18 protein-coding genes and 2 pseudogenes are annotated in these 21,078 nt (G+C 64.5%); 15 read left to right on the forward strand and 5 right to left on the reverse strand.

The features are described 5' to 3' along the window. Entirely contained in the window at positions 1–654 is a 654-nt protein-coding gene (locus ABIF91_RS42020) for a response regulator (protein ID WP_028180416.1), read from the forward strand. A gap of 111 nt (positions 655–765) precedes the next feature. Continuing rightward, a complete protein-coding gene (locus tag ABIF91_RS42025; protein ID WP_028180417.1) occupies positions 766–1,071 on the forward strand; it encodes a hypothetical protein in 306 nt (101 codons plus the stop codon). 136 nt (positions 1,072–1,207) lie between these two features. Here the strand turns inward: ABIF91_RS42025 and ABIF91_RS42030 are convergent, their stop codons facing one another. Then, positions 1,208–1,795, reverse strand: coding sequence for a TetR family transcriptional regulator (locus ABIF91_RS42030; RefSeq protein ID WP_028180418.1), 588 nt, complete (start codon positions 1,793–1,795; stop codon positions 1,208–1,210). 579 nt (positions 1,796–2,374) lie between these two features. Between ABIF91_RS42030 and purB the strand changes: the two genes are divergently transcribed. Together purB and ABIF91_RS42040 are read left to right on the forward strand one after the other, a co-directional pair. Next, on the forward strand, positions 2,375–3,682 hold the full coding sequence (gene purB, locus ABIF91_RS42035) for an adenylosuccinate lyase (RefSeq protein WP_028180419.1): 1,308 nt from the start codon (positions 2,375–2,377) through the stop codon (positions 3,680–3,682). Between the two features lie 113 nt (positions 3,683–3,795). Next, positions 3,796–4,830: pseudogene (locus tag ABIF91_RS42040) on the forward strand (M20 aminoacylase family protein); the annotation flags it as partial. On the opposite strand, the gene ltrA reads toward ABIF91_RS42040, so the two are convergent. Continuing rightward, positions 4,814–6,109: a group II intron reverse transcriptase/maturase gene (ltrA, locus tag ABIF91_RS42045; RefSeq protein ID WP_424579859.1), complete on the reverse strand. Its 1,296-nt coding sequence runs from the start codon at positions 6,107–6,109 to the stop codon at positions 4,814–4,816. The pseudogene ABIF91_RS42040 and the gene ltrA overlap by 17 nt on opposite strands. Before the next feature lie 722 nt (positions 6,110–6,831). Here ltrA and ABIF91_RS42050 point away from each other — a divergent pair. Continuing rightward, positions 6,832–6,981: pseudogene (locus ABIF91_RS42050) on the forward strand (amidohydrolase); the annotation flags it as partial. Between the two features lie 104 nt (positions 6,982–7,085). On the opposite strand, the gene ABIF91_RS42055 reads toward ABIF91_RS42050, so the two are convergent. Beyond that, a complete protein-coding gene (locus ABIF91_RS42055; RefSeq protein WP_050995351.1) occupies positions 7,086–8,888 on the reverse strand; it encodes a caspase family protein in 1,803 nt (600 codons plus the stop codon). 203 nt (positions 8,889–9,091) lie between these two features. Next, positions 9,092–10,999: an acyl-CoA synthetase gene (locus ABIF91_RS42060; protein ID WP_028181839.1), complete on the reverse strand. Its 1,908-nt coding sequence runs from the start codon at positions 10,997–10,999 to the stop codon at positions 9,092–9,094. Between the two features lie 229 nt (positions 11,000–11,228). On the opposite strand from ABIF91_RS42060, the gene ABIF91_RS42065 reads away from it, so the two are divergent. From ABIF91_RS42065 to ABIF91_RS42110, 10 genes are all read left to right on the forward strand, one after another. Next, entirely contained in the window at positions 11,229–12,311 is a 1,083-nt protein-coding gene (locus ABIF91_RS42065) for a SecDF P1 head subdomain-containing protein (RefSeq protein WP_028181838.1), read from the forward strand. A 249-nt stretch (positions 12,312–12,560) separates the two neighbouring features. Then, positions 12,561–13,367: a Crp/Fnr family transcriptional regulator gene (locus ABIF91_RS42070; protein ID WP_028181837.1), complete on the forward strand. Its 807-nt coding sequence runs from the start codon at positions 12,561–12,563 to the stop codon at positions 13,365–13,367. Positions 13,368–13,475: 108 nt separating this feature from the next. Further along, positions 13,476–14,273 (forward strand): glutamate racemase, encoded by a 798-nt coding sequence (murI, locus tag ABIF91_RS42075; RefSeq protein ID WP_028181836.1) that lies wholly within the window; start codon positions 13,476–13,478, stop codon positions 14,271–14,273. A gap of 117 nt (positions 14,274–14,390) precedes the next feature. Further along, positions 14,391–15,339 (forward strand): IS630 family transposase gene (locus tag ABIF91_RS42080; RefSeq protein WP_424579208.1). Its coding sequence is split into 2 segments (ribosomal slippage): positions 14,391–14,726 and positions 14,728–15,339, totalling 948 coding nucleotides; the frame shifts between segments, so codons are not numbered across the junction. A gap of 44 nt (positions 15,340–15,383) precedes the next feature. Continuing rightward, on the forward strand, positions 15,384–16,157 hold the full coding sequence (locus ABIF91_RS42085; RefSeq protein WP_028181910.1) for an HpcH/HpaI aldolase family protein: 774 nt from the start codon (positions 15,384–15,386) through the stop codon (positions 16,155–16,157). A 315-nt stretch (positions 16,158–16,472) separates the two neighbouring features. After that, positions 16,473–17,240: an acyltransferase gene (locus ABIF91_RS42090; RefSeq protein WP_028181911.1), complete on the forward strand. Its 768-nt coding sequence runs from the start codon at positions 16,473–16,475 to the stop codon at positions 17,238–17,240. 278 nt (positions 17,241–17,518) lie between these two features. Then, complete coding sequence (rpsD, locus tag ABIF91_RS42095) at positions 17,519–18,136, forward strand: 30S ribosomal protein S4 (RefSeq protein ID WP_028181912.1); 618 nt, start codon at positions 17,519–17,521, stop codon at positions 18,134–18,136. 69 nt (positions 18,137–18,205) lie between these two features. Further along, a complete protein-coding gene (locus ABIF91_RS42100) occupies positions 18,206–18,421 on the forward strand; it encodes a hypothetical protein (protein ID WP_035679725.1) in 216 nt (71 codons plus the stop codon). Beyond that, positions 18,414–18,602: a type II toxin-antitoxin system RelE/ParE family toxin gene (locus ABIF91_RS42105; RefSeq protein WP_244429992.1), complete on the forward strand. Its 189-nt coding sequence runs from the start codon at positions 18,414–18,416 to the stop codon at positions 18,600–18,602. The genes ABIF91_RS42100 and ABIF91_RS42105 overlap by 8 nt, the downstream gene beginning before the upstream one ends. Before the next feature lie 142 nt (positions 18,603–18,744). Further along, positions 18,745–19,812, forward strand: a complete 1,068-nt coding sequence (locus ABIF91_RS42110) for a threonine aldolase family protein (protein ID WP_028181914.1) — start codon at positions 18,745–18,747, stop codon at positions 19,810–19,812. Here the strand turns inward: ABIF91_RS42110 and ABIF91_RS42115 are convergent, their stop codons facing one another. Further along, complete coding sequence (locus ABIF91_RS42115) at positions 19,813–21,075, reverse strand: serine hydrolase domain-containing protein (protein ID WP_028181915.1); 1,263 nt, start codon at positions 21,073–21,075, stop codon at positions 19,813–19,815. Between the last annotated feature and the right edge of the window lie 3 nt (positions 21,076–21,078).

Below are 21,078 nucleotides of genomic sequence, written 5' to 3' on the forward strand. Positions count from 1 at the left end.
ATGAGCGAGGTTGCAGCAACAGGCATCTCCGTGCTGCTGGTCGACGACCACCCGATCGTCCGGCAGGGCTATCGGCGCGTGCTGGAAAGCCAGGGCGATCTGCATGTCGTGGCAGAGGCCGACAATGCCGCAGACGCCTACAGCGCGTTCAAGGCGCATGATCCCGACGTCGTCGTGCTCGATATCTCGATGCCCGGCGCGAGCGGGCTGGAGGCGATCCGCAACATCCGCGCGCGCAGCCCGCGGGCGCGGATCCTCGTCTTCACCATGCACAACGAAGCCGTGCTGGTGAAGGCCGCCTTCGGCGCCGGAGCCTCCGGCTTCGTCACCAAGAGCAGCGAGCCGTCCGCGGTTGTGCACGCCATCCGCAGCGTGGCGCGCGGTGAGCGCGCCATGAGCGACGACATCGCGCATATTCTGGCCGAGGACAGCCTGTCGCCGAGGGATTCGGCGCTGGACCAGCTGGGTGAGCGCGAGATCGAGATCCTGCGCCAATTCGCCGGCGGCGCCACCACCGAGCAGATCGCGACGCATCTCAATCTCAGCGTCAAGACGGTGCAGAACTATCACTATCTGATCAAGACCAAGACCGGCGCGCGCACGGATGCGCAACTGGTGCGGCTGGCCGCGACCTGTGGGCTGACCAGGATCTAGCAGCCAGGCTGCCGCACTGCCTTATGCCTTGAAGCTTCTCAATCTGCTGAACGAAATTGGAACGGAGCCGATCCGGCTCCGGTTAGTACGCCAGAGAAGGAGTAAAGGGTCATGAGTAAGGGTCGCCACAAGGCAGTCGACCATCCCCCGATCATCACGGTAGGCGAACTCATCGACGAACTTTGCCGCCTGCCGGACACAGCCGTCGTCCACTTTCGCTGCCCCATGTTCGATCAGGAGCTGACGTTCTACCGCCTTCGAAAGCGGTCAAAGGACGCCGTCGAGATCGCAGTCAATGCATACCCGCATAGCCCGCCGGTCGTGCCATCCTCCGATCCTGCCTTCCACACGCGAAAACATTCGGCTTCCTCGCCCTCGCTTCGCGATGGCGCCGCTCTCCAAAAGGCGAAGGGTTGATTGGCCGCAGCCGGGATTGAATGGGACTTGCGGCCTTAAAGCATGATCCGGAAAAGTGCGCAGCGGTTTTCCGAAAAGATCATGCTTAAACAACAACCTAAAGCGCGATGACGATTCATCCCAATCGCATCGCGCTTTAGGCTGTCCTCAGCCCGCGCAGCAGCAGAGCCAGCGTCGCATCGACGCGCGCGGAGAGATCAGCGTCCTTCCACTCGTCGGCATGGGCCGGATGGTGGAAGCGGACGGTCGCATCGAAGATCGCGCGCGCGGTTGCCTTGACGTCGCCCACGGTGAATTCGCCCCGCTTCACGCCATCGGTCAGGATCGCCGCGATCTGGTCGATCATGGTGTCCTTGTGACATTTGACGGCCGCGCAGGCCTCGCGTGCCAGCGTCAGGTAGGTCTCGAACATCTCGGGATCGTCGAGCACACGCGAACGCTTGGCTGCGAACAGCGTACGCAGCCAGCGGTCGAGCCTGTCGGGCGCCGGCCCCTGCTCGTTGGCGATCGCAAGCAACGGCGCGTCGATGCGGTCGAGCCAGCGTTTGGCAACGGCCTCGCGCAGCGAGGCCTTGCTGGGGAAATGGCGATAGACGCTGCCGTGGCTCACATCGAGCGCACGGGCAACGTCGACCACGGTGGCCTTGGCAAGTCCGTAGCGCCTGAGCACGTCCTCGGTGACTTCGAGGATCCGCTCCGGCGTCAAGACAACGGCTTCATTCATGCCAGCACCATGTTCCCGTTTGGGGCTCAGTTACCCGGCAGTAGGGCTGCTTCCGAAGCGCCCTTGCCGGTCGTTCGGAAAGCCTATGCCTTAATGAGGCAGTTTTGCAGCCTGCGCCGCGATCTGGCGCGCCACCAGCAAATTGAGCCATTGCCCAATCACGCCGGTGAGGTTGAGGATTTCGGTCGTCATTGTCGTAAGTCTCCATTCGTCCGCGGTCCCCGTTCTTTGATCCGCCCTCCGATTCCGAGCTTGTTTCGGATGTCGGGCTCCCCGGGGGGTTATCGCGGGACGCCCAATCGGAGCGTCCGGAAACGGATATACACGTCTCGCTGACAGATTTCAATATCTGTCAGTCAATGATCCGTGATTGACCGCTGATTTCTGCGGCCGGGGCGGCACCCCTCGCCGGATACCGCTGCCGACCGAACCTTGGGCGCTGGCTCGGTCCAATCATCCCCTGCTAGCTTGCGCCCGCCGTTTGTTCAGGCCTCCCCGCTCTGCTAAATCACGGCGTAAAAAACATTTTGGCTGGCACAGCCCCCTTGGGCCGGCCGCCTACCTTGCTGGAGCCGTCAGATGATCCCCCGCTATACCCGCCCGGAAATGGCCTCGATCTGGGAGCCGGAGACCCGGTTCAAGATCTGGTTTGAGATCGAGGCGCATGCGGCGGACGCGCTCGCCGAACTCGGAACCATCCCCAAGGAGGCCGCCAAGACGGTCTGGGCCAAGGCGAAGGACGCCACGTTCGACGTCGCCCGCATCGACGAGATCGAGCGCGAGACCAAGCACGACGTCATCGCCTTCCTCACCCACCTCGCCGAGATCGTCGGCCCCGAGGCGCGCTTCGTGCACCAGGGCATGACCTCCTCCGACGTGCTCGACACCTGCCTCAACGTCCAACTCACGCGCGCCGCGGACCTCTTGCTCGCCGACCTCGACAAGGTGTTGGCCGCGCTGAAGAAGCGCGCGTTCGAGCACAAGATGACCCCGACCATCGGCCGCAGCCACGGCATCCACGCCGAGCCTGTCACCTTCGGCCTCAAGCTCGCCTATGCCTATGCCGAATTCACGCGCGCCAAGGAGCGCCTGATCGCGGCGCGCAAGGAGGTCGCGACCTGCGCCATCTCCGGCGCGGTCGGCACTTTCGCGCAGATCGACCCGCGCGTCGAAGAGCATGTCGCGAAAGCCATGGGGCTCGTGCCGGAGCCGATCTCGACGCAGGTGATCCCGCGCGACCGTCATGCCATGTATTTCTCGACGCTCGGCGTGATCGCATCCTCGATCGAGCGGATCGCCGTGGAGATCCGCCACATGCAGCGCACCGAGGTGCTGGAGGCCGAAGAGTTCTTCTCGGAGGGGCAGAAGGGCTCGTCCGCGATGCCGCACAAGCGCAACCCGGTGCTGTCGGAGAACCTCACCGGCCTCTCGCGCATGGTACGGGCCTATGTCACACCGGCCCTGGAGAACGTCGTGCTCTGGCACGAGCGCGACATCTCGCATTCCTCGGCCGAGCGGATGATGGGCCCCGACGCCACCGTGACGCTCGACTTCGCGCTGGTGCGCCTCGCCGGGCTGATCGACAAGCTGCTGGTGTACCCCGCCAACATGCAGAAGAACCTCGACCGCCTCGGCGGCCTCGTGCATTCGCAGCGCGTGCTGCTGGCGCTGACGCAGAAGGGCGCGAGCCGCGAGGACGCCTACAAGCTCGTGCAGCGCAACGCCATGCCGGTCTGGCGCGGCGAAGGCGACTTCCTCCAGCTCCTGAAGAAGGACACCGAGGTGAAGAAGTATCTCACCGACGCCGAGATCGAGGAACAGTTCGACCTCGGCTATCACCTCAAGCACGTCGACACGATCTTCAAGCGCGTGTTCGGCGAGAGCTGAGCGTCGCTTTCGTAGCCCGGGTGAGCGCAGCGATACCCGGGAAACTTCTCCGAGAGAACCCGGATGGCGCTTCGCTTATCCGGGCTACAATCAATCAAGAACGGATCCACCTCATGCCCATCGTCAACCGCGTTGCCGCCCTCTCCGACGAAATGGCCGCCTGGCGCCATGACTTCCACGAGAACCCCGAGTTGCTCTACGAAGTCCACCGCACCGCCGGCATCGTCGCGGACAAGCTTCGCGAGTTCGGCTGCGACGAGGTGGCGACGGGCATCGGCCGCACCGGCGTGGTCGGCGTGATCCGCGGCCGCAAGTCGGCCTCCGGCAAGGCCATCGGCCTGCGCGCCGACATGGACGCGCTGCCGATCATGGAGACGTCGGGCGTACCTTATGCCTCGAAGGTCCCTGGCAAGATGCACGCCTGCGGCCATGACGGCCACACCGCCATGCTGCTGGGCGCGGCCAAATATCTCGCCGAGACGCGCAATTTCGACGGCACCGCGATCATGATCTTCCAGCCGGCCGAGGAAGGCGGCGGCGGCGGCAAGGCCATGGTCGAGGACGGGCTGATGACGCGCTGGAACATCCAGGAGGTCTACGGCATGCACAACATGCCGGGCCTGCCCGAGGGTCATTTCGCGACCACGCCCGGCCCGATGCTCGCCTCCTCCGACAACATCCAGATCACCGTCCGCGGCAAGGGTGGCCATGCCGGCGCAGGCCCGCACAAATCCGTCGACAGCGTGCTGATCGGCTCGCAGATCGTGAATGCGCTGCAATCGATCGTCGCGCGCAACGTCGACCCGCTGAAGTCGGCGGTGATCTCGATCACGCAATTCCATTCCGGCACCGCCTTCAACATCATCCCGGAGGTCGCCGAGCTCGGCGGCACCGTGCGCACGCTCGACCCCGAGGTGCGCGATCTCGTCGAGCGACGCATCGGCGAAGTCGCCGACAGCATCGCCCGCGCCTATGGCGGCTCGGCCGAGACCAAGTACACGCGGATGTATCCCGTGACCATGAACCATGCCCGCGAGGCCGGCCTTGCCGCCGACGTCGCTCGCGACATCGTCGGCACTGATCGCGTCAACGACAAGTTCATCCCGATGATGGGTGCCGAGGACTTCTCGTTCATGCCGAGTAGGCGGGGATGTTGCCATCCCCGCCCCTCACAGACCCGGACGAGCGGATTACCCGCATCCGGTTCTTCACGCGTAAGCTTCGCTCACGGGACGGCATATTGGTGGACGATCTTGGCTGTCGGCAGCGGGTGTCGCGCGAGCATGGCCCGGAAGCGCGACCACGGCAGATTGCTGTGGCGGCCACGCCCGCGAGCCATTTCTTCCATATCCGCGTGATCTGGTGGTGATACCATCTGATCCGTCGGCCGTTGCCGGAGATGCCGTAGTAGGCGCAGTGCCCCCGGATCACCCGCGACAGGTGCGCGTGCTGCGCCCGGAACGGGCGATGCAGGTTAAGCCGACACCATTCCGTCACGGAAGCCAGCGCGCGGGCGTAACGGTCTTTCGCCGTTATCTGTCGGACGACATTCTTACCCTTCCTCGATTGACCCCACACATGGGTGAAGCCAAGGAAGTTGAATGTGGTCCCCGCCGTCGCGGGGTGACGCCCACCCGGGCGCTTGAACCGGAAGTCTACGAAGCGGGTCTTGGTCGGATGGAGTTGAAGCCCATACCGACCGAGCCGCTTATCCAGCACGTTCAGCAATCGCTTGCCGGACAGGTGGTCCTCGAAGGCAATCACCGCGTCATCAGCGTATCGGACCAGTTGGCATCGACCTTTGAGCCGCGGTCGCGCCACCTGCTCGAACCATTCATCCAGCACGTAGTGCAGGTAGATGTTTGCAAGCAGTGGCGAGATCACGCCGCCTTGGGGCGTTCCGCCAGTCGTGCGGCGTAGGACGCCCTTTTCGAGCACCCCTGCCTTCAGCCATTTATCAATCATCCTCCGGACGATGCCGTCCGTGACTCGCTGGTCGAGGAATCGGCGCAGGTGCGCGTGGTCGATGGTGTCGAAGTATTTCGAGATGTCGACGTCCACCACCCAGCGCAGCCCTTGCTCCATGAACCCATTACGCAGGGCATGTAGGGCATCATGGGCCGATCGTCCCGGTCGGAAGCCGTACGAGCACGACAAGAAGTCGGTCTCGTAGATCGGCTCCAGCAGCAGGAGAATCGCCCGCTGTGCCACCTTGTCTTCCAATGTCGGGATGCCGAGTGGCCGTTCGGTCCCATCCGCCTTCGGGATGTAGTGCCGTCGCACCGGCGGCGCGATGTAACGTCCGGATTTGATGCGCGCCAGGAGATCACCGAGATTGGCCTCCAGATTCGCTTCATAGTCCGTCGCCATCATGCCGTCGATGCCGGGCGCGCCATCCTTGCGCGTCAGGCGATAGGCCTCGAGCATCCATTCACAGTCGATCAGGTGATGCAGCGAGGTCAGCACCCGCTTGGGATTCTTCCTCGCCAGATCGGCTATCCATTGTCGTTTCGTGGACAGGTTCGTGGGACTCAGCGTTCCCTCCCGTGTTTCTCGTCAATGGGTCTTAACGCGTGACGGCTCCCTTCCCTCGAGCGGGTCCCGGTGAGCCCAGTTCCCCGCCTTCCTCGGTACTACGAAGCCGCTACGACTCCCCGCCGCGCGCGTCCGTCGGCTTATGTCTTCACCTCGGGATTCCACATGCCTTGGTGTTTTCGTGTTCGCGTGCGCGCTCCCGATGCTCGCCAAGTCGGTCATCAGGCCTGGAGCGTTGCTGTGGCCGGTGCTCCGTGCCGGCTTTCCCATGTGGGCACAAACGGGACCTCTCAGGTTTCCTGGTGTCCCATCCCGTACCTTTGCCCTGCTCAGAGACCCCGGCCGAACCGGTCAGCCTGGCCATAGCGGCTTTCCCAGTGCTGCCCCCGGATCCAACACGGCGAAGGCTTCAGCACGACCGTGATTTCGAGGCTGGTCACAGGGCTTCAGTACCCGCTGTCTACGCTTCACGAGTGACGTTGCCGTCACCCATGCAAGACTCGCTTCCGGCTGGCGGGCTCCGCCTTTGCCGGGAGGGCGTCGAACCCTCTGGGTCACGTTGAAAGGTTTCAGACTACATTCTTCCTCCTTTCCAGGACTTATCCTGACGCAAGCTGGAAGCACGCCCCGGCGCAATGGTGCTTGTCGGCATGGGCGACGGCAACGAGTGCCACCACCCGGCCTACGTCTTCAACGACAACATCCTCGGCCATGGCGCGTCGTTCTGGGCGCGCCTCGTCGAAACGCGGATGCCGGCGGACTGAAGCCGAATTTGTCGCACTTGCAGATGAGGTAACGGGGCCGGCTGCCCGGATGACCGACTCGTCGGCCGTAGCTCGAACAGCGAAGGCGGAAGCGTGCCTCGTCGTCAGTTGCAGATTTCGGCTGGTATCTTGACCGCGGGATTGGAAGGATGATTGGCTGTCCCGAGCCGGCACCCCTTAGCGATCGGCCTGCAACCGGCGCTGTTGCAGATCACCTGCCCCGAAGCTTGCGGCGCTGACGGCGCGGCTTCCGTTTGTCTTCGATCCTGATCCCGTCTTTTCGAATCTTCCCGCGTCGCGACCGGCTTCTTCTCCTGGATCTTCTCGCACTCATTGTCGTCGCCGACGCGATAGCCGGCGCGGCAGGTGATCTTGACGCATTGATCGCCGTCGGCCTTGAAGCCGAAATTGCAGACCAATGGACAGACGCGTCCCGGCTTCGCCTTCAGCGCATCGAGCGCGTCGACACTGGCGAGCTTCACGTCGAGCTGCGTGCCGGCGTATTTGTTGAATAGCGTCAGCGAACGTTGCGCAGCCGAGGTCCACTCGCCCTCCGCGGCGGACGCAAGGCAGCCGACGCGACGCAGTTCGCTTTGCACGGATTTGGCGAGGTCAGCTGCAGATAATGTTGAAGTCGGCCCCGGCGAAAGCGCTGCGACCTTCTGATTTTCCGGCAGCTGTCGATCGGCGGCGGGCTTTGCCGCGGCCTGCTCCGCTTTCTCTGCCGCCTGCTTTGCAGCGAGCTCCGCCTTGGCCTTCTCCGCCGCCTGTTTCTCGGCCAACGCTTTCGCAGCCGCCGCTTCAGCCGCCCTGCGCTCGCGTTCGGCCGCTTCGGCCTTCGCCTGCTCGATCTGCTTCTGTTTCTCGGCGGCGACACGCGCCTCCTCGGCGGCTTTTGCGGCGGCGGCCGCCTTCTCCTGCTCGGCCTTCTGGGCGCGCTCGGCAATCAGCCTGGTCTTTTCCTGCTCGGCCGCCTTGGATTTCTGTTCGGCTGCCGCGCGCGTCTCCTCGGCGGCGATCTTGTTCAGCTGCCCCTTGGCGAGATTGGCGTAGAAGCCCTCGGGATACTGCGCCAGGAACGCTTCCCAGCCGTCCCGCGTGCCGAGTTGGAGCGCAAGTTCATAATCCCGCCTCAGCTCAGACTGCGGATTGGGTTGCGGACCGGCCGCAGCGGCCTTGGCAGGAACCAGCGGCACGTCATCGCCGCCCAGCGAGCCATACACGAAAGGCTCTTGCTTGTTGGCAGTGCTCTTGAGCACGTCATCGCGCACGAAGCCAAACGCTTTCCGCAGATCCAGGCCGGGCTTTGGCAGATGGTCTGCGAGAGCGGTGGCGAACGGACTGTTTCGGGTATCGCCGTCGGATGCGGTCGAACCGGCCTTGGCGGCGAACGCGATCATCGTGTTCGGAGTGGTCGGCTCGACCTTGGCGAGGCCACGCCCGATCGCGCGCGAGGCCACCGTGCGCTTCATCGTCTTGGCAAACGGGTTGTCACGGCACGCATCGAGGATGACGAGCCGAAGCTGCTTGGCAGGCTCGATGCTGACCAGCACGCGATCGATCGGCAACGCCTCGTCGTAGACGTCGGTGTCGGTCTCCAAAGCGGCGTCCGTCGGGATCAGATAATTGGTGCCGTCCAGCTCCAGGCCATGGCCCGCGTAGTAGATGACTGCGACATCGGCGTCCCGCGTCCGTCCGCTGAACTCGCGCAGCGCCTTGCGCATTTCGGGCGCGCTCAGATCCTGCCTGACATCGACCGTGTCGAAGCCGGCCTTCCTCAGCATGCCGCCGATCAGGCCGGCATCGTTCGCCGGATTGGCGAGCCTCGGCACGCTCTTGTAGGCGGAATTTCCGATCACGAGCGCGACCCGCCGGTCGGCATGCGCCGGTCCGCAGGCAAGGCCCATCGCCACTATCAACAAAGCAAACAGTCGAAACGGAATCACTTGCGTCCCCCCCGGATGCAATGTCCACGAGAGTATTCGCAAGTGTCGCCGAATGCCAACTCTTCCTATGTGACGGCTGTCACATAGGGCTGTTTAACGGGGTAAGGATAATGCGGCGAAGCGTCGTCCTGCTGCTCAGCCGACGCAGCAGTCTGCCGAAGCCGCTACTCTTGCACCACCTCGTGGCGCATCACGAACGGTGCAAGCAGCTTGTGCACCTCGTTCGCGACGGCCTCGCGCTGATCCTCCGCAACACCGGCGAGCGTCACGGTCGCGATCGAGCCGTGGCTGCCATGGGCGCCGACCCTCACCTTGCAATCGATGCCGCGCTCGACCAGCGGCGCCAGCACCTTGGTGAACACGCGCTGCGCCGCGTCCCAGCGCAGCTGCGGCTTGAACACTTTACCGACACCGGTCACCGGCATCGGATCGATCGGAATGACCTGCACCGGGACGGCCGCGCGCTCCGGCGTACGCTCGCGCACCCAGGCTTCCAGCTCGCCCGGCTCGACCTTTGCGCCCGGCTTCAGCTGCACGTAGCCCACCGGCAGCTCGCCGGCATAGGCGTCGGGCTGGCCGACCACCGCGGCGAAGCCGACCGCGGGGTGACGGAACATGATCTCCTCGATCGGCGCCGGATCGATGTTGTGGCCGCCGCGGATCACGAGATCCTTGGCGCGGCCGGTGATCCAGAGATAGCCGTCGGCATCGAGCCGGCCGAGATCGCCGGAGTTGACCCAGACCTCGTCGACGAAGGCGCCCCTGTTGTGCTCGTCATTGAGATAGCCGCCGAACACCCCGGGCCCGGCCATGATGACGACGCCGATCTCGTCGGTCGCGCAGTCGCGGATCAGGCGTCCCTCGGCATCAAGTTGCACGATGCGCACGCGCGCATAAGGCATGGGAAGGCCGACCGAGCCGAGCCGGATCGGCCGCGACGGATAGGCCAGCGTGTGCACGCTCGAGGTCTCGGTCATGCCGTAGACCTCGACCACCGGCAGCTTCAGCTTCTCCTGGATCGCCGACCCGACCGCGACCGGAATCGCCGAGCCGCCACCTGCCGCATATTTCAGGCTCGAGATATCCGCGTTGCCCGGCGGCACCGCGAGGGTGGCGGCAAGCACCGTCGGCACGCTCGACAGCGCTTCGGGCTTGAAACGCGCGACGAGCTGCCAGATGTTCTTCACCGCATTCGGGTTGCGCCAGCCACTCGGCGACAGCACGACCAGCGAGCCCCCGCTCGACAGCGTCGTCAGCACCTGTGTCAGCGATCCACCGACATGAAACAGCGGCATGCCGAACAGCAGATTGGCGCCGGGCTTCCCCTTCAACAACAGATTGAGTGCCCAGGCCTGATAGACTTGGTTGGCATGGGTGTGCCGCACCAGCTTCGGCGTGCCGGTCGTGCCGCCGGTATGGAAATAAGCGGCGATGTCGCTGCCGGGAATCTGGCGGCCGCTGACGAGCCGGTCCGCCGGCTGCTGCTTGATCAGGTCGCTGAAGGCAAAAACCCCGTTCGCCGGATCGCCGCCGCCGAACACCTGCACGACTGCCTTCAGATGCTTGAGCTGCGGGCGGATCTGCTCGACCTTCTGCCAGATGTCGGTGCCCGGCATCGGTCCGAGCGCCACCAGGATCTTGGTGTTCGCGGCCTCCAGGATCTCGGCGATCTGGTGTGGCTCGAGCAGCGGGTTGACCGGATTGGCGATGCCGGCGGCCTCCGCACCGAACAGCGTGACGAAGGCATCGGGCACCAGCGGCAACATGAAGCTGATGACGTCGCCCTTCCCGGCGCCGAGCGCGTGAAACATGTTGGCGGCCTGCGTCACGCGCGCGATGAAATCGCGATAGGTGACCACGACGGGCGTGTCGGCAGGATCGGCATTTTGCAGGAACTGGATCGCCGCCCCGTCGGGATTGCGCGCCGCACCTAGCCTGATCGCGTCATAGGTGCTCTCGGCCGCGACGCGGTCAGCGTAAGGGACCTGCTCGAACGCCCGGACGTCCTCGTCCGTCAAAAGATCCGGATAGCCGTTGCCGATGAACCGATCGAGCGCGTGGATGCCCGCCATGAAATTCCGTCCTCCCTCAGATGCATGTCCCCGCCCCCGTATCTTCTGACATCTTGGTTCGGCGAGGCCCCGGCCGATCGCCGGCCGAGCGCGGACAGAATGATGGATGATTGAACGTTCGTCCATTGCCTACCGGCTGCGGCACTTGAACCTCTGCGGCTGGTCCGGGGACCAAGAAACTGGCACTGAATTCGCGCGCCAGCGTCCTGCCGCAAGACTTGAGGTGATCATGACGACGCCCCTGCGGAATCGCATCACGCGGCTGATCGCCGCGTTCGCGACGGTATTCGCAATCGCTCTGCCCTCTGCCACTCTCGGCGCGGACACCCAGTTCGACAAGATGCGGGCCAAAATCGCAGCCTTCGTCGCCGACAAGATGGAGAAGCTGGGCGGGTCCCGCATCGTCTACAAGGTAGACACTGACGGCTTGCGGGCCGCGGCCGTCACGGATCTGCGCGACGATGTCTACAAGACCCTGCGCGAGGGCCGGATCGCTTTCTCCGGCCTTGTGATCCGCGACGGCGGCGTCGACGTGAAGATCGCGGACGCGAAGGGTCGCGAACACCTCACGCGCAAACTCGCGTCGTCGGCCGAGGGACTGCCGGCGCATGCGCTCACCGTGACTGATGGCGGAGATGGTCTGATCAGGCTTGCACCGACCGATGCCGCATTCGCCGAGCGGCTGCGCGACCTCGTCGAAGATTCCATCGCCATGATCGAGCAGCGCCTCAAGGACGCCGGCGTCAAGCTTGCCAGCGTTCAAGTCGATGGGACGGACCGCATCCGCATCTTCCTGCCCGGCGTGATGGAGCCCGAGCATGTCACCGCGATCTTCGCCAGGAAGGTCAAGGTCGGATTCCGCCTGATCGATCTCTCGATGTCCGCGGAGCAGGCGCAATCCGGCGCGCCTCCGGCAGGCACCGAAGTCCTGCTCGGCTTCAAGGACAGGCTTCCCTATCTCGTCGCCAGGGACAGCGCGCTCGAGGGCGACGACATCAGCTATGCCGGCCCGGGATTTACGAGCGACACGAAGGAGCCGATCGCCTCGTTCCGCTTCAACGGTCGCGGCACGCGGCGCTTCGCCCACATCACCGCAGAGAACGTCGGGAAGCCCTTTGCCATCGTGCTCGACGACAAGGTGATCTCCGCTCCCGTGATCCGCGAGCCCATCACCGGCGGCTCGGGCCAGATCGCCGGCAACTTCACCCTGGAAGAGGCCAACAGCGTCGCGATGCTGCTGCGCGCCGGCTCGCTGCCAGGGCGCCTCGGCCTCGTCGAGCAGCAGGTCGTGCAGCCCGCCACCAAGCCTTAAGCGTCGCGCCACGCCCCGGCCGCACCGGCATCCCGGCCGGTCCGCGACGCCGCAGCCCGCACGGCTGCCCCGAATCACGGCCGCACCGTGTCCAGGCGGGCAACCAAGGGGCAATTGCCGAAACGCCCGACCACGCTAAAATTTGCCTCTTGCAGCATGACGGCCGGAAGCGTCATTCAAGCGGTCGTCATTCGATTTCGGCTATACGGGTGCCGACCAGGATTGAAGGCCTTACGCGAGGACCAGATCATGCCGTCCGGCAGCGCAGACATTTCGTCGATCCTCGACCGCATTCTCGATGCGGCAACCGACAACCTCAGGATCGCCAAGATCCTGGTCCAGATGGGCCTCGACCCGAACAACGTTACCTACGACGCGATCTTCAACCGGTTGCTGGAGATCTTTGTCCAGAACATCACGCTGGCCAATCTGTTCGCCGCGGTCGGCGCCGGCTTCTTCGTCGCCACGCTCTTGATGCGGACGATGGTGCCGCTGCGCGTCGCCAACATGATCGGCTGCGGGTTCTTCGCCGTCTTCGGCGCGCTCTCCGCCAACGTCGCGACGTTCCTCCTGTATCTCCTGCTGCTTCCGATCAACGCCCTGCGCCTGCGGCAGATGCTCAAGCTGGTCAAGAAGGCGCGCCATGCCGCCGAAGGCGACATGTCGATCGAATGGCTCAAGCCGTTCATGACCGAGCGCAAGTATCGGCGCGGCGACACGCTGTTCAAGCTGCGCGATCCCGCAAAGGAGATGTTCCTCACGGTCACCGGCAAGTTCCTGGTCAAGGAGATCAACGTCGAGATCGGGCCGGGAGCGCTGATGGGCGAGCTCGGCTTCCTCACGCCGGACAACCGGCGCACGGGAACGGTCGAATGCATCGAAGACGGCCAGGTGCTGACGATCACCTATGACCGGCTGCTTGAGATCTACTTCCAGGACCCGCAGTTCGGCTACTATTTCCTGGTGCTGACCAGCCAGCGCCTCCTGCAAAACATCGATCGCCTGCAGAAGCAGCTGGCGGCGGAGCGCGCGGCGACGACGAACAGGATCGCGTGACCGCCGCGCGGGCCACGTGACGTCGCCCTCCGTCCGGGACTTTGCGGGGCCCCGCCGCAAAATCGCCCTAAAAACCGAATGGTAACCATGACGGGCTAGGGTATCGGCGTGACCAATTCTGAAACCATCCTGGTGTTCGATTCCGGCCTTGGCGGGCTCACGGTGCTCCGTGAGGTCGTGGCCGCGCGCCCGGGTGCGCATTACGTCTATGTCGCCGACGACGCCTTCTTCCCCTATGGGCACCATGCCGAGGCTGAGATCATCGCCCGCGTGGTGCCGCTGATGGGCGAGTTGATCGGCACGCATGACCCCGACCTCGTCGTCATCGCCTGCAACACGGCCTCCACCCTGGTCCTTTCTCACTTGCGCGCCGCGTATTCCCTGCCCTTCGTCGGCACGGTGCCGGCGATCAAGCCGGCCTGCGCGCAGTCGAGAACCCGCCGCGTCTCGGTGCTCGGCACCAAGGGAACGGTGAAGCGGGAATACACGAAGGCGCTGATCCGCGATTTCGCGCAAGGCTGCGAGGTGACGCTGGTCGGCTCGCCCGAGCTCGCGTCGCTGGCCGAAGCCGAGCTCCGCGGTGCGCCGGTCAGCGACGAGGCCCTCGCCGTCGAACTCGCGCCCTGCTTCGTCGGCGATCCCGCCGACGCGACATCGCGCACGGATACGGTGGTGCTCGCCTGCACGCATTATCCGCTGCTGCTCGATCGGCTGAGGCGGCTCGCACCCTGGCCGGTCGACTGGATCGATCCGGCCCCGGCGATCGCCCGCCGCGTCTCCGATCTGCTTGGCCCGCGGATCGGCGCACTCGCGCAGTCGGGCGCTGAGATGATCTTCACCTCGAACCGCGCGCACGGCCTGTCAGCCACGCTGACGCCGTTCTTCGGCGGGCGCGCGCTGGCCTGACTTTGCGCGGCAACGAGCCGCTGCTAGAGCGGTTCATGGCTTGATTGAATCGGGAGGGATTCCCGATTTCGGACGAATATGATTCAAGATGCTGGCTGGGCTGGAGGCCAGCATCCGATGGTCCGACCGATATCCAATGATCTGCGTAAGCGGGCGGTTGCGGCGGTTGCAAAGGGCGAGAGCTGCCGTTCGGTGGCATCGCGGTTTGGCGTTGCGGTGTCGTCAGTTGTGAAGTGGTCGCAACGTTATCGAGCGACCGGCTCAGTGGCCCCTGGCAAGATGGGCGGCCATCGCAAGCCCGTTCTTGAGCCGCATCGCGCCTTCATCAAGGAGAGGATCAGTCAGACGCCGCATTTGACGCTGCACGCCCTCAAGGACGAACTGGCCGCGCGCGGGGTCAAGGTCTCCCACAATGCGGTTTGGACGTTCCTGCGCCGCGAAGGGCTGCGGTTCAAAAAAAACGCTGCTCGCGCTCGAGCGGGCTCGCTCCGACATCGCACGTAGACGCCAGCGCTGGCGCTCATGGCAGGCCAATCTCGACCCTCGACGCCTGGTCTTTATCGACGAGACCTGGATCAAGACCAACATGGCTCCATTACGCGGATGGGGGCCAAAAGGCGAGCGGGTGCGGAGCTTCACGCCACATGGTCATTGGCGGACGCTGACATTCCTTGGCGCCTTGCGCTGTGACCGTCTCACTGCCCCTTGCCTGTTCGACGGCCCAATCAACGGCGAATGCTTCCGCGCCTATGTTCAGCAGGTTCTCGTCCCGCAGCTTCAGCCGGGCGACATCGTCATCATGGACAATCTCGGCAGCCACAAGTCTGTTGCCCTGCGCAGCCTGATCAAAGCGGCCGGCGCCAGGCTCTGGTATCTGCCGCCATACTCCCCCGACCTCAATCCGATCGAACAGACCTTCGCCAAGATCAAGCACTGGATGCGTTCCGCCCAGAAACGCACGGTTGACGACATTTGCCGCCATATCGGCGACCTCATCACAACCATCCAACCCAACGAATGCAGCAACTACTTCGAAAACGCTGGATACGCTTCTATCAAAACATGAAATGCTCTAGGCTTCGCCATCGTCACCTGCCCGCAGGCTTCTCCATGTCGGTCCCGTCAACGCCGCTCAACCGCCTCCGCCAATTGTGGCGCGAGGGCCGCCCCGCCTTCGGCGCCATTGCGACGATCCCGAGCGTGCAGACCGTGCAAATCATGGCGCGCTCGCTCGACTGGATCATCGTCGATCTCGAACACGGCCCGATCGGATTGACCGAAGCGCATGCGATGATCGCTGCGACGACCGGCACGCCCTGCACCCCCTTGGTGCGGATCGCCGCGAACGAGCCATGGCTTGCCAAGGCACCGATGGACATCGGCGCCTTCGGCATCAACTTCCCCATGATCACCAATCGCGCGGAGGCTGAGAAAGCGGTCCGTAGCGTGCGCTACCCGCCGCGCTGGGACCGGCTCTGGGGTCCGTTCCACGCCCCGTTCCGCTGGGGCCAGTCGATGCCGGACTACATGGCGAACGCCGACGACGAGATGATCTGCATGATCACCATCGAGCATGTCGACGCGGTCAACCGCATCGACGAGATCATGGCGACGCCGGGCATCGACGTCGCCGTCATCGGCCCCGGCGATCTCGCCACCTCCATCAACAAGCGCGGCCGGATGGACGATCCGGAGTTGCTCGAGCTGATCGCGCGCGCCGAGGCCGGCATCCTCAGAAGTGGCGTGCCGATCGGGGGCGTGGCGCGCACCGCCGACCAGGCGAACGCCCTGATCGACCGCGGCTACCGCGCGATCGCGCTCGGCTTCGACTGGTCGCTGTTCCAACGCGGCATCATGGCGGCTTTCGAGGGCATCAAGCGCTAAATCCCGAACGCGTGTGGCCGGACTTGCCGGGAACCGCGGCGCTGCCAGGGTCCCCAGTTGAGGGAAACATGCTCAAGAAGACATTCTCGCGCAATCCTTGGCCTGCCTTGCCTCAACAGATCTTGCCTTTGGCGACAAGCAATTGAAAATATTAACAATTCCCGTCGTCCACACGACCCGGCCGCTGGCTTCCCGGGCGCCCTGAAAGCGGCCAACCCAAAGGTCCCAAGCCGGTTGGTTCGTGCTAGAGCACGGGACAAGCGGACGACCCGCTCGTTGCACATATTTTAATCTTATCCCAGGAATTGTAGAGCGATGCGCGGGACGCCCAAGACCATTTCGCTGCGGCGCCGCCTGATCTGCGACCTCATGCACGCCTCGATGGGCGTGCCCTTCGTTTCGCTCTCCCGTTCGCTCAATATCCGCCCCCTGGTGGAGGCCCGCGCAGGCGCGACAGCACCCGCCGGCTGGGCCGCGATCTTCGTCAAAGCCTTTGCCCTGGTTGCCCGAGACGAGCCGATCCTGCGCACCGTCTACGCCAAATGGCCTTGGCCGACCCTCTATGAGCTGCCGAAGAGCGTGGCGCTGGTGGCGATCGCCCGGGTCGAGTCCGGCGAGGAATGCGTGATGCCGCAGCGAATCGCAGCCCCGGAGGCCCTGTCGTTGGCGGCAATCGACGCCGAGATCCGGCGCGGAAAGACGGCACCGATCGCTGACGTTCCCATGTTCCGCAAGATCATGCGGGCGACCCGCCTGCCGCTACCGCTCCGGCGGCTGTCGTGGGCCATCGGACTGAATTTCGGCCGCCAGCGGGGCAATTGGTTCGGCAGCTTCGCGGTGAGTTCGGTGGCCGCCTATGGCGGCGGCGAGCTCCACCCCATCACGCCCGGCCCCTATATCGTCAGCTATGGGCGCGTCGAGCCCGACCAGACCATCCATGTCGTGATCCGCTGGGACCACCGGGTCACCGACGCCGCCCCGATTGCCCGGGTCCTGACCCGGCTGGAGCAGGTCCTGAATACTGAAATCGCTGCCGAATTGCGGGCGGCCGGCTCTAGGCCGATCCGGGCGGTCGGGACCTGAACGCGCGACGGTCATCCCCTTGGGGGGCGGCGCAGCACCGAACCCGCCGAAATTCCGCGTTCGCCCTGCGGGCGCCCAGGAATGACGGCTAAAGAATTGACAGCCAGCCCCAAACTCCCCTAAAAGCCGCCTGCTCGCGGGCCGATTTCGGCCCGCGAAGCGTTTCGCGACCCGTGGTCAAATCCCTTAAGCTTTGGGGATCGGATCTGTCGGTGCCGGGCCTGGCCCGTCACACAGGAGGGCGCGTTTCCTCAAACCATGCAACCGAAGAGGACGCGATGACTAAGCGCAGTGAGGCGAAGTACAAGATCGATCGCCGTATGGGCCAGAACATCTGGGGCCGCCCGAAGAGCCCCGTGAACCGCCGCGAATATGGCCCCGGCCAGCACGGCCAGCGCCGCAAGGGCAAGCTCTCCGACTTCGGCGTGCAGCTGCGCGCCAAGCAGAAGCTGAAGGGCTACTACGCCAACATCAGCGAGCGCCAGTTCCACGGCATCTATGTCGAGGCCAGCCGCCTCAAGGGTGACACCGGCGAGAACCTGATCGGCCTGCTCGAGCGTCGTCTCGACGCGGTCGTGTACCGCGCCAAGTTCGTCTCCACGATCTTCGCTGCCCGCCAGTTCATCAACCACGGCCACGTCAAGGTGAATGGCCGCAAGGTCAACATCTCGAGCTATCAGCTCAAGGTCGGCGATGTGGTCGAGGTCAAGGAAGCCTCCAAGCAGCTCGCCCACGTGCTCGAAGCCAGCCAGCTGCCCGAGCGCGACACGCCCGACTATCTCGAAGTGGACCACGGCAAGATGACGGCGAAGTACATCCGCATCCCCAACCTCTCCGACGTGCCGTTCCCGGTGCAGATGGAGCCGCATCTGGTCGTCGAATTCTATTCGCGCTGATAGTTTCGGCAGATCGACGTACAAAGGCCCCGGTTTCCGGGGCCTTTTTGTTGTGGTAACGTGCCGTCGATGTCCCGGACGACCGACCAGCTCGCCAAAATCACCCCATCCGCCACGCCTAGCGAGGCGGAGCTTGAGGCGTGGGCCAAGCTGTCCCGCGACGAACAGGTCCGCCGATATCAAACGCTGTTCGCGCAGCCCGATTGCAACGAGTTCACCTCGGACACGCCGGACGACATCCTGGCTGCCGCACGCCAACGCGTTGCTCAACGCCGCCATGGCTGAGTACCGGTTATCGGAGCGTACCCGAGCCGATCTGATCGACATCTACGACTTCACCGAGAGCCGGTTCGGCAAATATCAGGCCGAGGCTTACTATGCAGGTCTGATCCGCTCCTTCGGGCTTCTCGCCGATTTCCCTCTCATTGGCCAACAAGTGCCCTCTCATTGGCCAACAAGTGGATGAACTCGCCGTTGGCCATCGACGTTTCCGCTTTCAATCACATCTGATTTTCTACACGGTGCAATCCGACCACGTCTAAATCCGCGCCATTCTCCACGGCGCACAAGACATCAGGCCGCAACTGTTCGACTAGACGAGACCAGCCATGCTCTACACCCCTCCCCCGATCGATCCCAAGGCGCCACCTGTCCGCATCAATCTGCTGTCGGACACGCAGACCAGGCCGACGGCCGCGATGCGCGAGGCGATGGCGCGGGCGGAGGTCGGCGACGAGCAGGTCGGCGACGATCCGACCGTCAATACGCTGTGCGAGCGCGTCGCGGATCTGCTGGGCAAGGAAACTGCGGTCTACATGCCCTCGGGCACGATGTGCAACGTCACCGCGACGCTGGTGCATTGCCGTCCCGGCGACGAGATCCTCGCCCATGAGACCGCGCACATCATCGCGCGCGAGGGCGGCGCGCATGCGGCGATCGGCGGCTTCCAGGTCACGCAGCTCAAGGGCGAGGGCGGCCAGTTCACGCCGGAAACTCTTCGCAAGGCGTTGCACCCGCGCACGCGGTACCAGCCACCACAGACCGTCGTCAGCGTCGAGCAGACCGCCAATATCGGCGGCGGCACGATCTGGAAGAAGACCGCGCTCGACGAAATCGTCGCGATCGCCAGGCAACACGGCCTCGTCACCCACATGGACGGCGCACGCCTGCTCAACGCCACCGTGGCAAGCGGCATCTCCCCGCGCGACATGACCGCGGGCTGGGATTCGGCCTGGATCGACTTTTCCAAAGGCCTCGGTGCGCCGATCGGCGGCGTGCTCGCGGGCTCGCGCGCCTTCATCGACGCGGTCTGGCAATGGAAGCAGCGCCTCGGCGGCTCGATGCGGCAGGCCGGGATCTGCGCGGCGGCCTGCATCTACGCGCTCGACCATCACGTCGAGCGCCTGGCCGACGACCACGCCAATGCGCGGGCGCTCGCTCGCGGGCTGTCGCAGATATCAGGCATCGAGGTGCAGGAGCCCGAGACCAATCTGGTGTTCTTCAAGCCCGATGGCGCCGGCATTCCCGGCGACAAGATGGTCGCCGCGCTCCGTCAGCGCGGCGTGACGCTTGCTATGATGGATGGCCGCATCCGCGCCTGCACCCATCTCGACGTCAATGCGAGCCAGATCGAGGAAACGATCGGATACGTGCGCGAGATCGTGCGCGGCGCCTGATTACCGCCCCATCGCCTGATAGATCAGCGTCTTCAGCTCGAGTTGAATCCGGCCGCGCTGCGACGGCGTCTGCGCCATGAAGATCCCGAACAGATCGTCTTCGGGATCGATGAAGAAGAACGTGCCGGCAACACCGTCCCAGCGATATTCGCCGAGCGGCCAAGAGGTGCCCGGCGGCACCGAGGTGCGCACCGCGAAGCCGAGGCCGAAGCCCGAACCTCCACCCGGATAGTACATCTGGTCGCGTACGATCTTCGTCTCGGGTCCGATGTGGTCCGAAACCATCAGCGCAATGGTCTCGGGCTTCAGATATCGACGGCCCTCATATGTGCCGCCATTCAGCAGCATCTGCGCGAAGCGGGCGTAGTCGCCGATCGTGCCGACCATGCCGGCGCCGCCCGATTCCCATCTCACGGGCCGCCTGATGTCGCGGACTTCAGTCGTCGGGCTGATGCTGCGGTCCTCCGGCATCGGCTCGGCGATACGTGCAAACCTGGCGGGATCGGCAACGTAGAACGCAGTCTCGGTCATGCCGAGCGGATCGAGCAGCCGCTCCTTCTCGAACTGGAGCAGCGTCTTGCCCGAGACCACCTCGACGACGCGGCCGAGCACATCGGTGGCAAAACCGTAGGTCCACACCGTGCCAGGCTGCTCGGCGAGCGGCAGCGTGGCGAGCTTCGCAACGAACTCGGCATTGGAAAGATCGCTGTTGAAGAGGTCCGCCGCGGCATGGAGCTCGCGCACCAGTCCACCGCCACGAAAGCCGTAGGGCAGCCCCGCTGTGTGGCGCAAGAGGTCCTTGATCGTGATCGGACGCTGCTGCGGCTCCAGCATCAGCGAAATCTTGCCGTCGGCTGCTTTACTTTCGATGCCCACCTTCATGCCGGCAAAGGCCGGAATGTATTTGGACACGGGATCGTCGAGCGAAAGCCTGCCTTCCTCGACCAGCATCATCGCCACGACGGATGTGGTCGGCTTCGACATCGAATAGAGGCGGAAGATCGTATCCGCGCTCATCGATATCCGGGTCCCGACATCGCGAACGCCGAAATTCTCGTAGTAGACCGGCTTGCCGTGTTGCTGGAGCAGCAGGATGGCGCCGGGGATCTTGCCGGTGGCAACCTCGTTCCGGATGTAGTCGGAAACCTTCGCCAGCCCTTCCGTGGAGAGCGTGCGGGCAGCGCGTCCCTCGGAGCCGGCCTTCGCACCGACGACGGCAACGAGAAGAACGAGCCCCGCGATGAACGCGCGGCGCCCACGCATGTC

The sequence above is a fragment of the Bradyrhizobium sp. USDA 241 genome (genome assembly GCF_049739505.1).
GTDB lineage: Bacteria > Pseudomonadota > Alphaproteobacteria > Rhizobiales > Xanthobacteraceae > Bradyrhizobium > Bradyrhizobium liaoningense.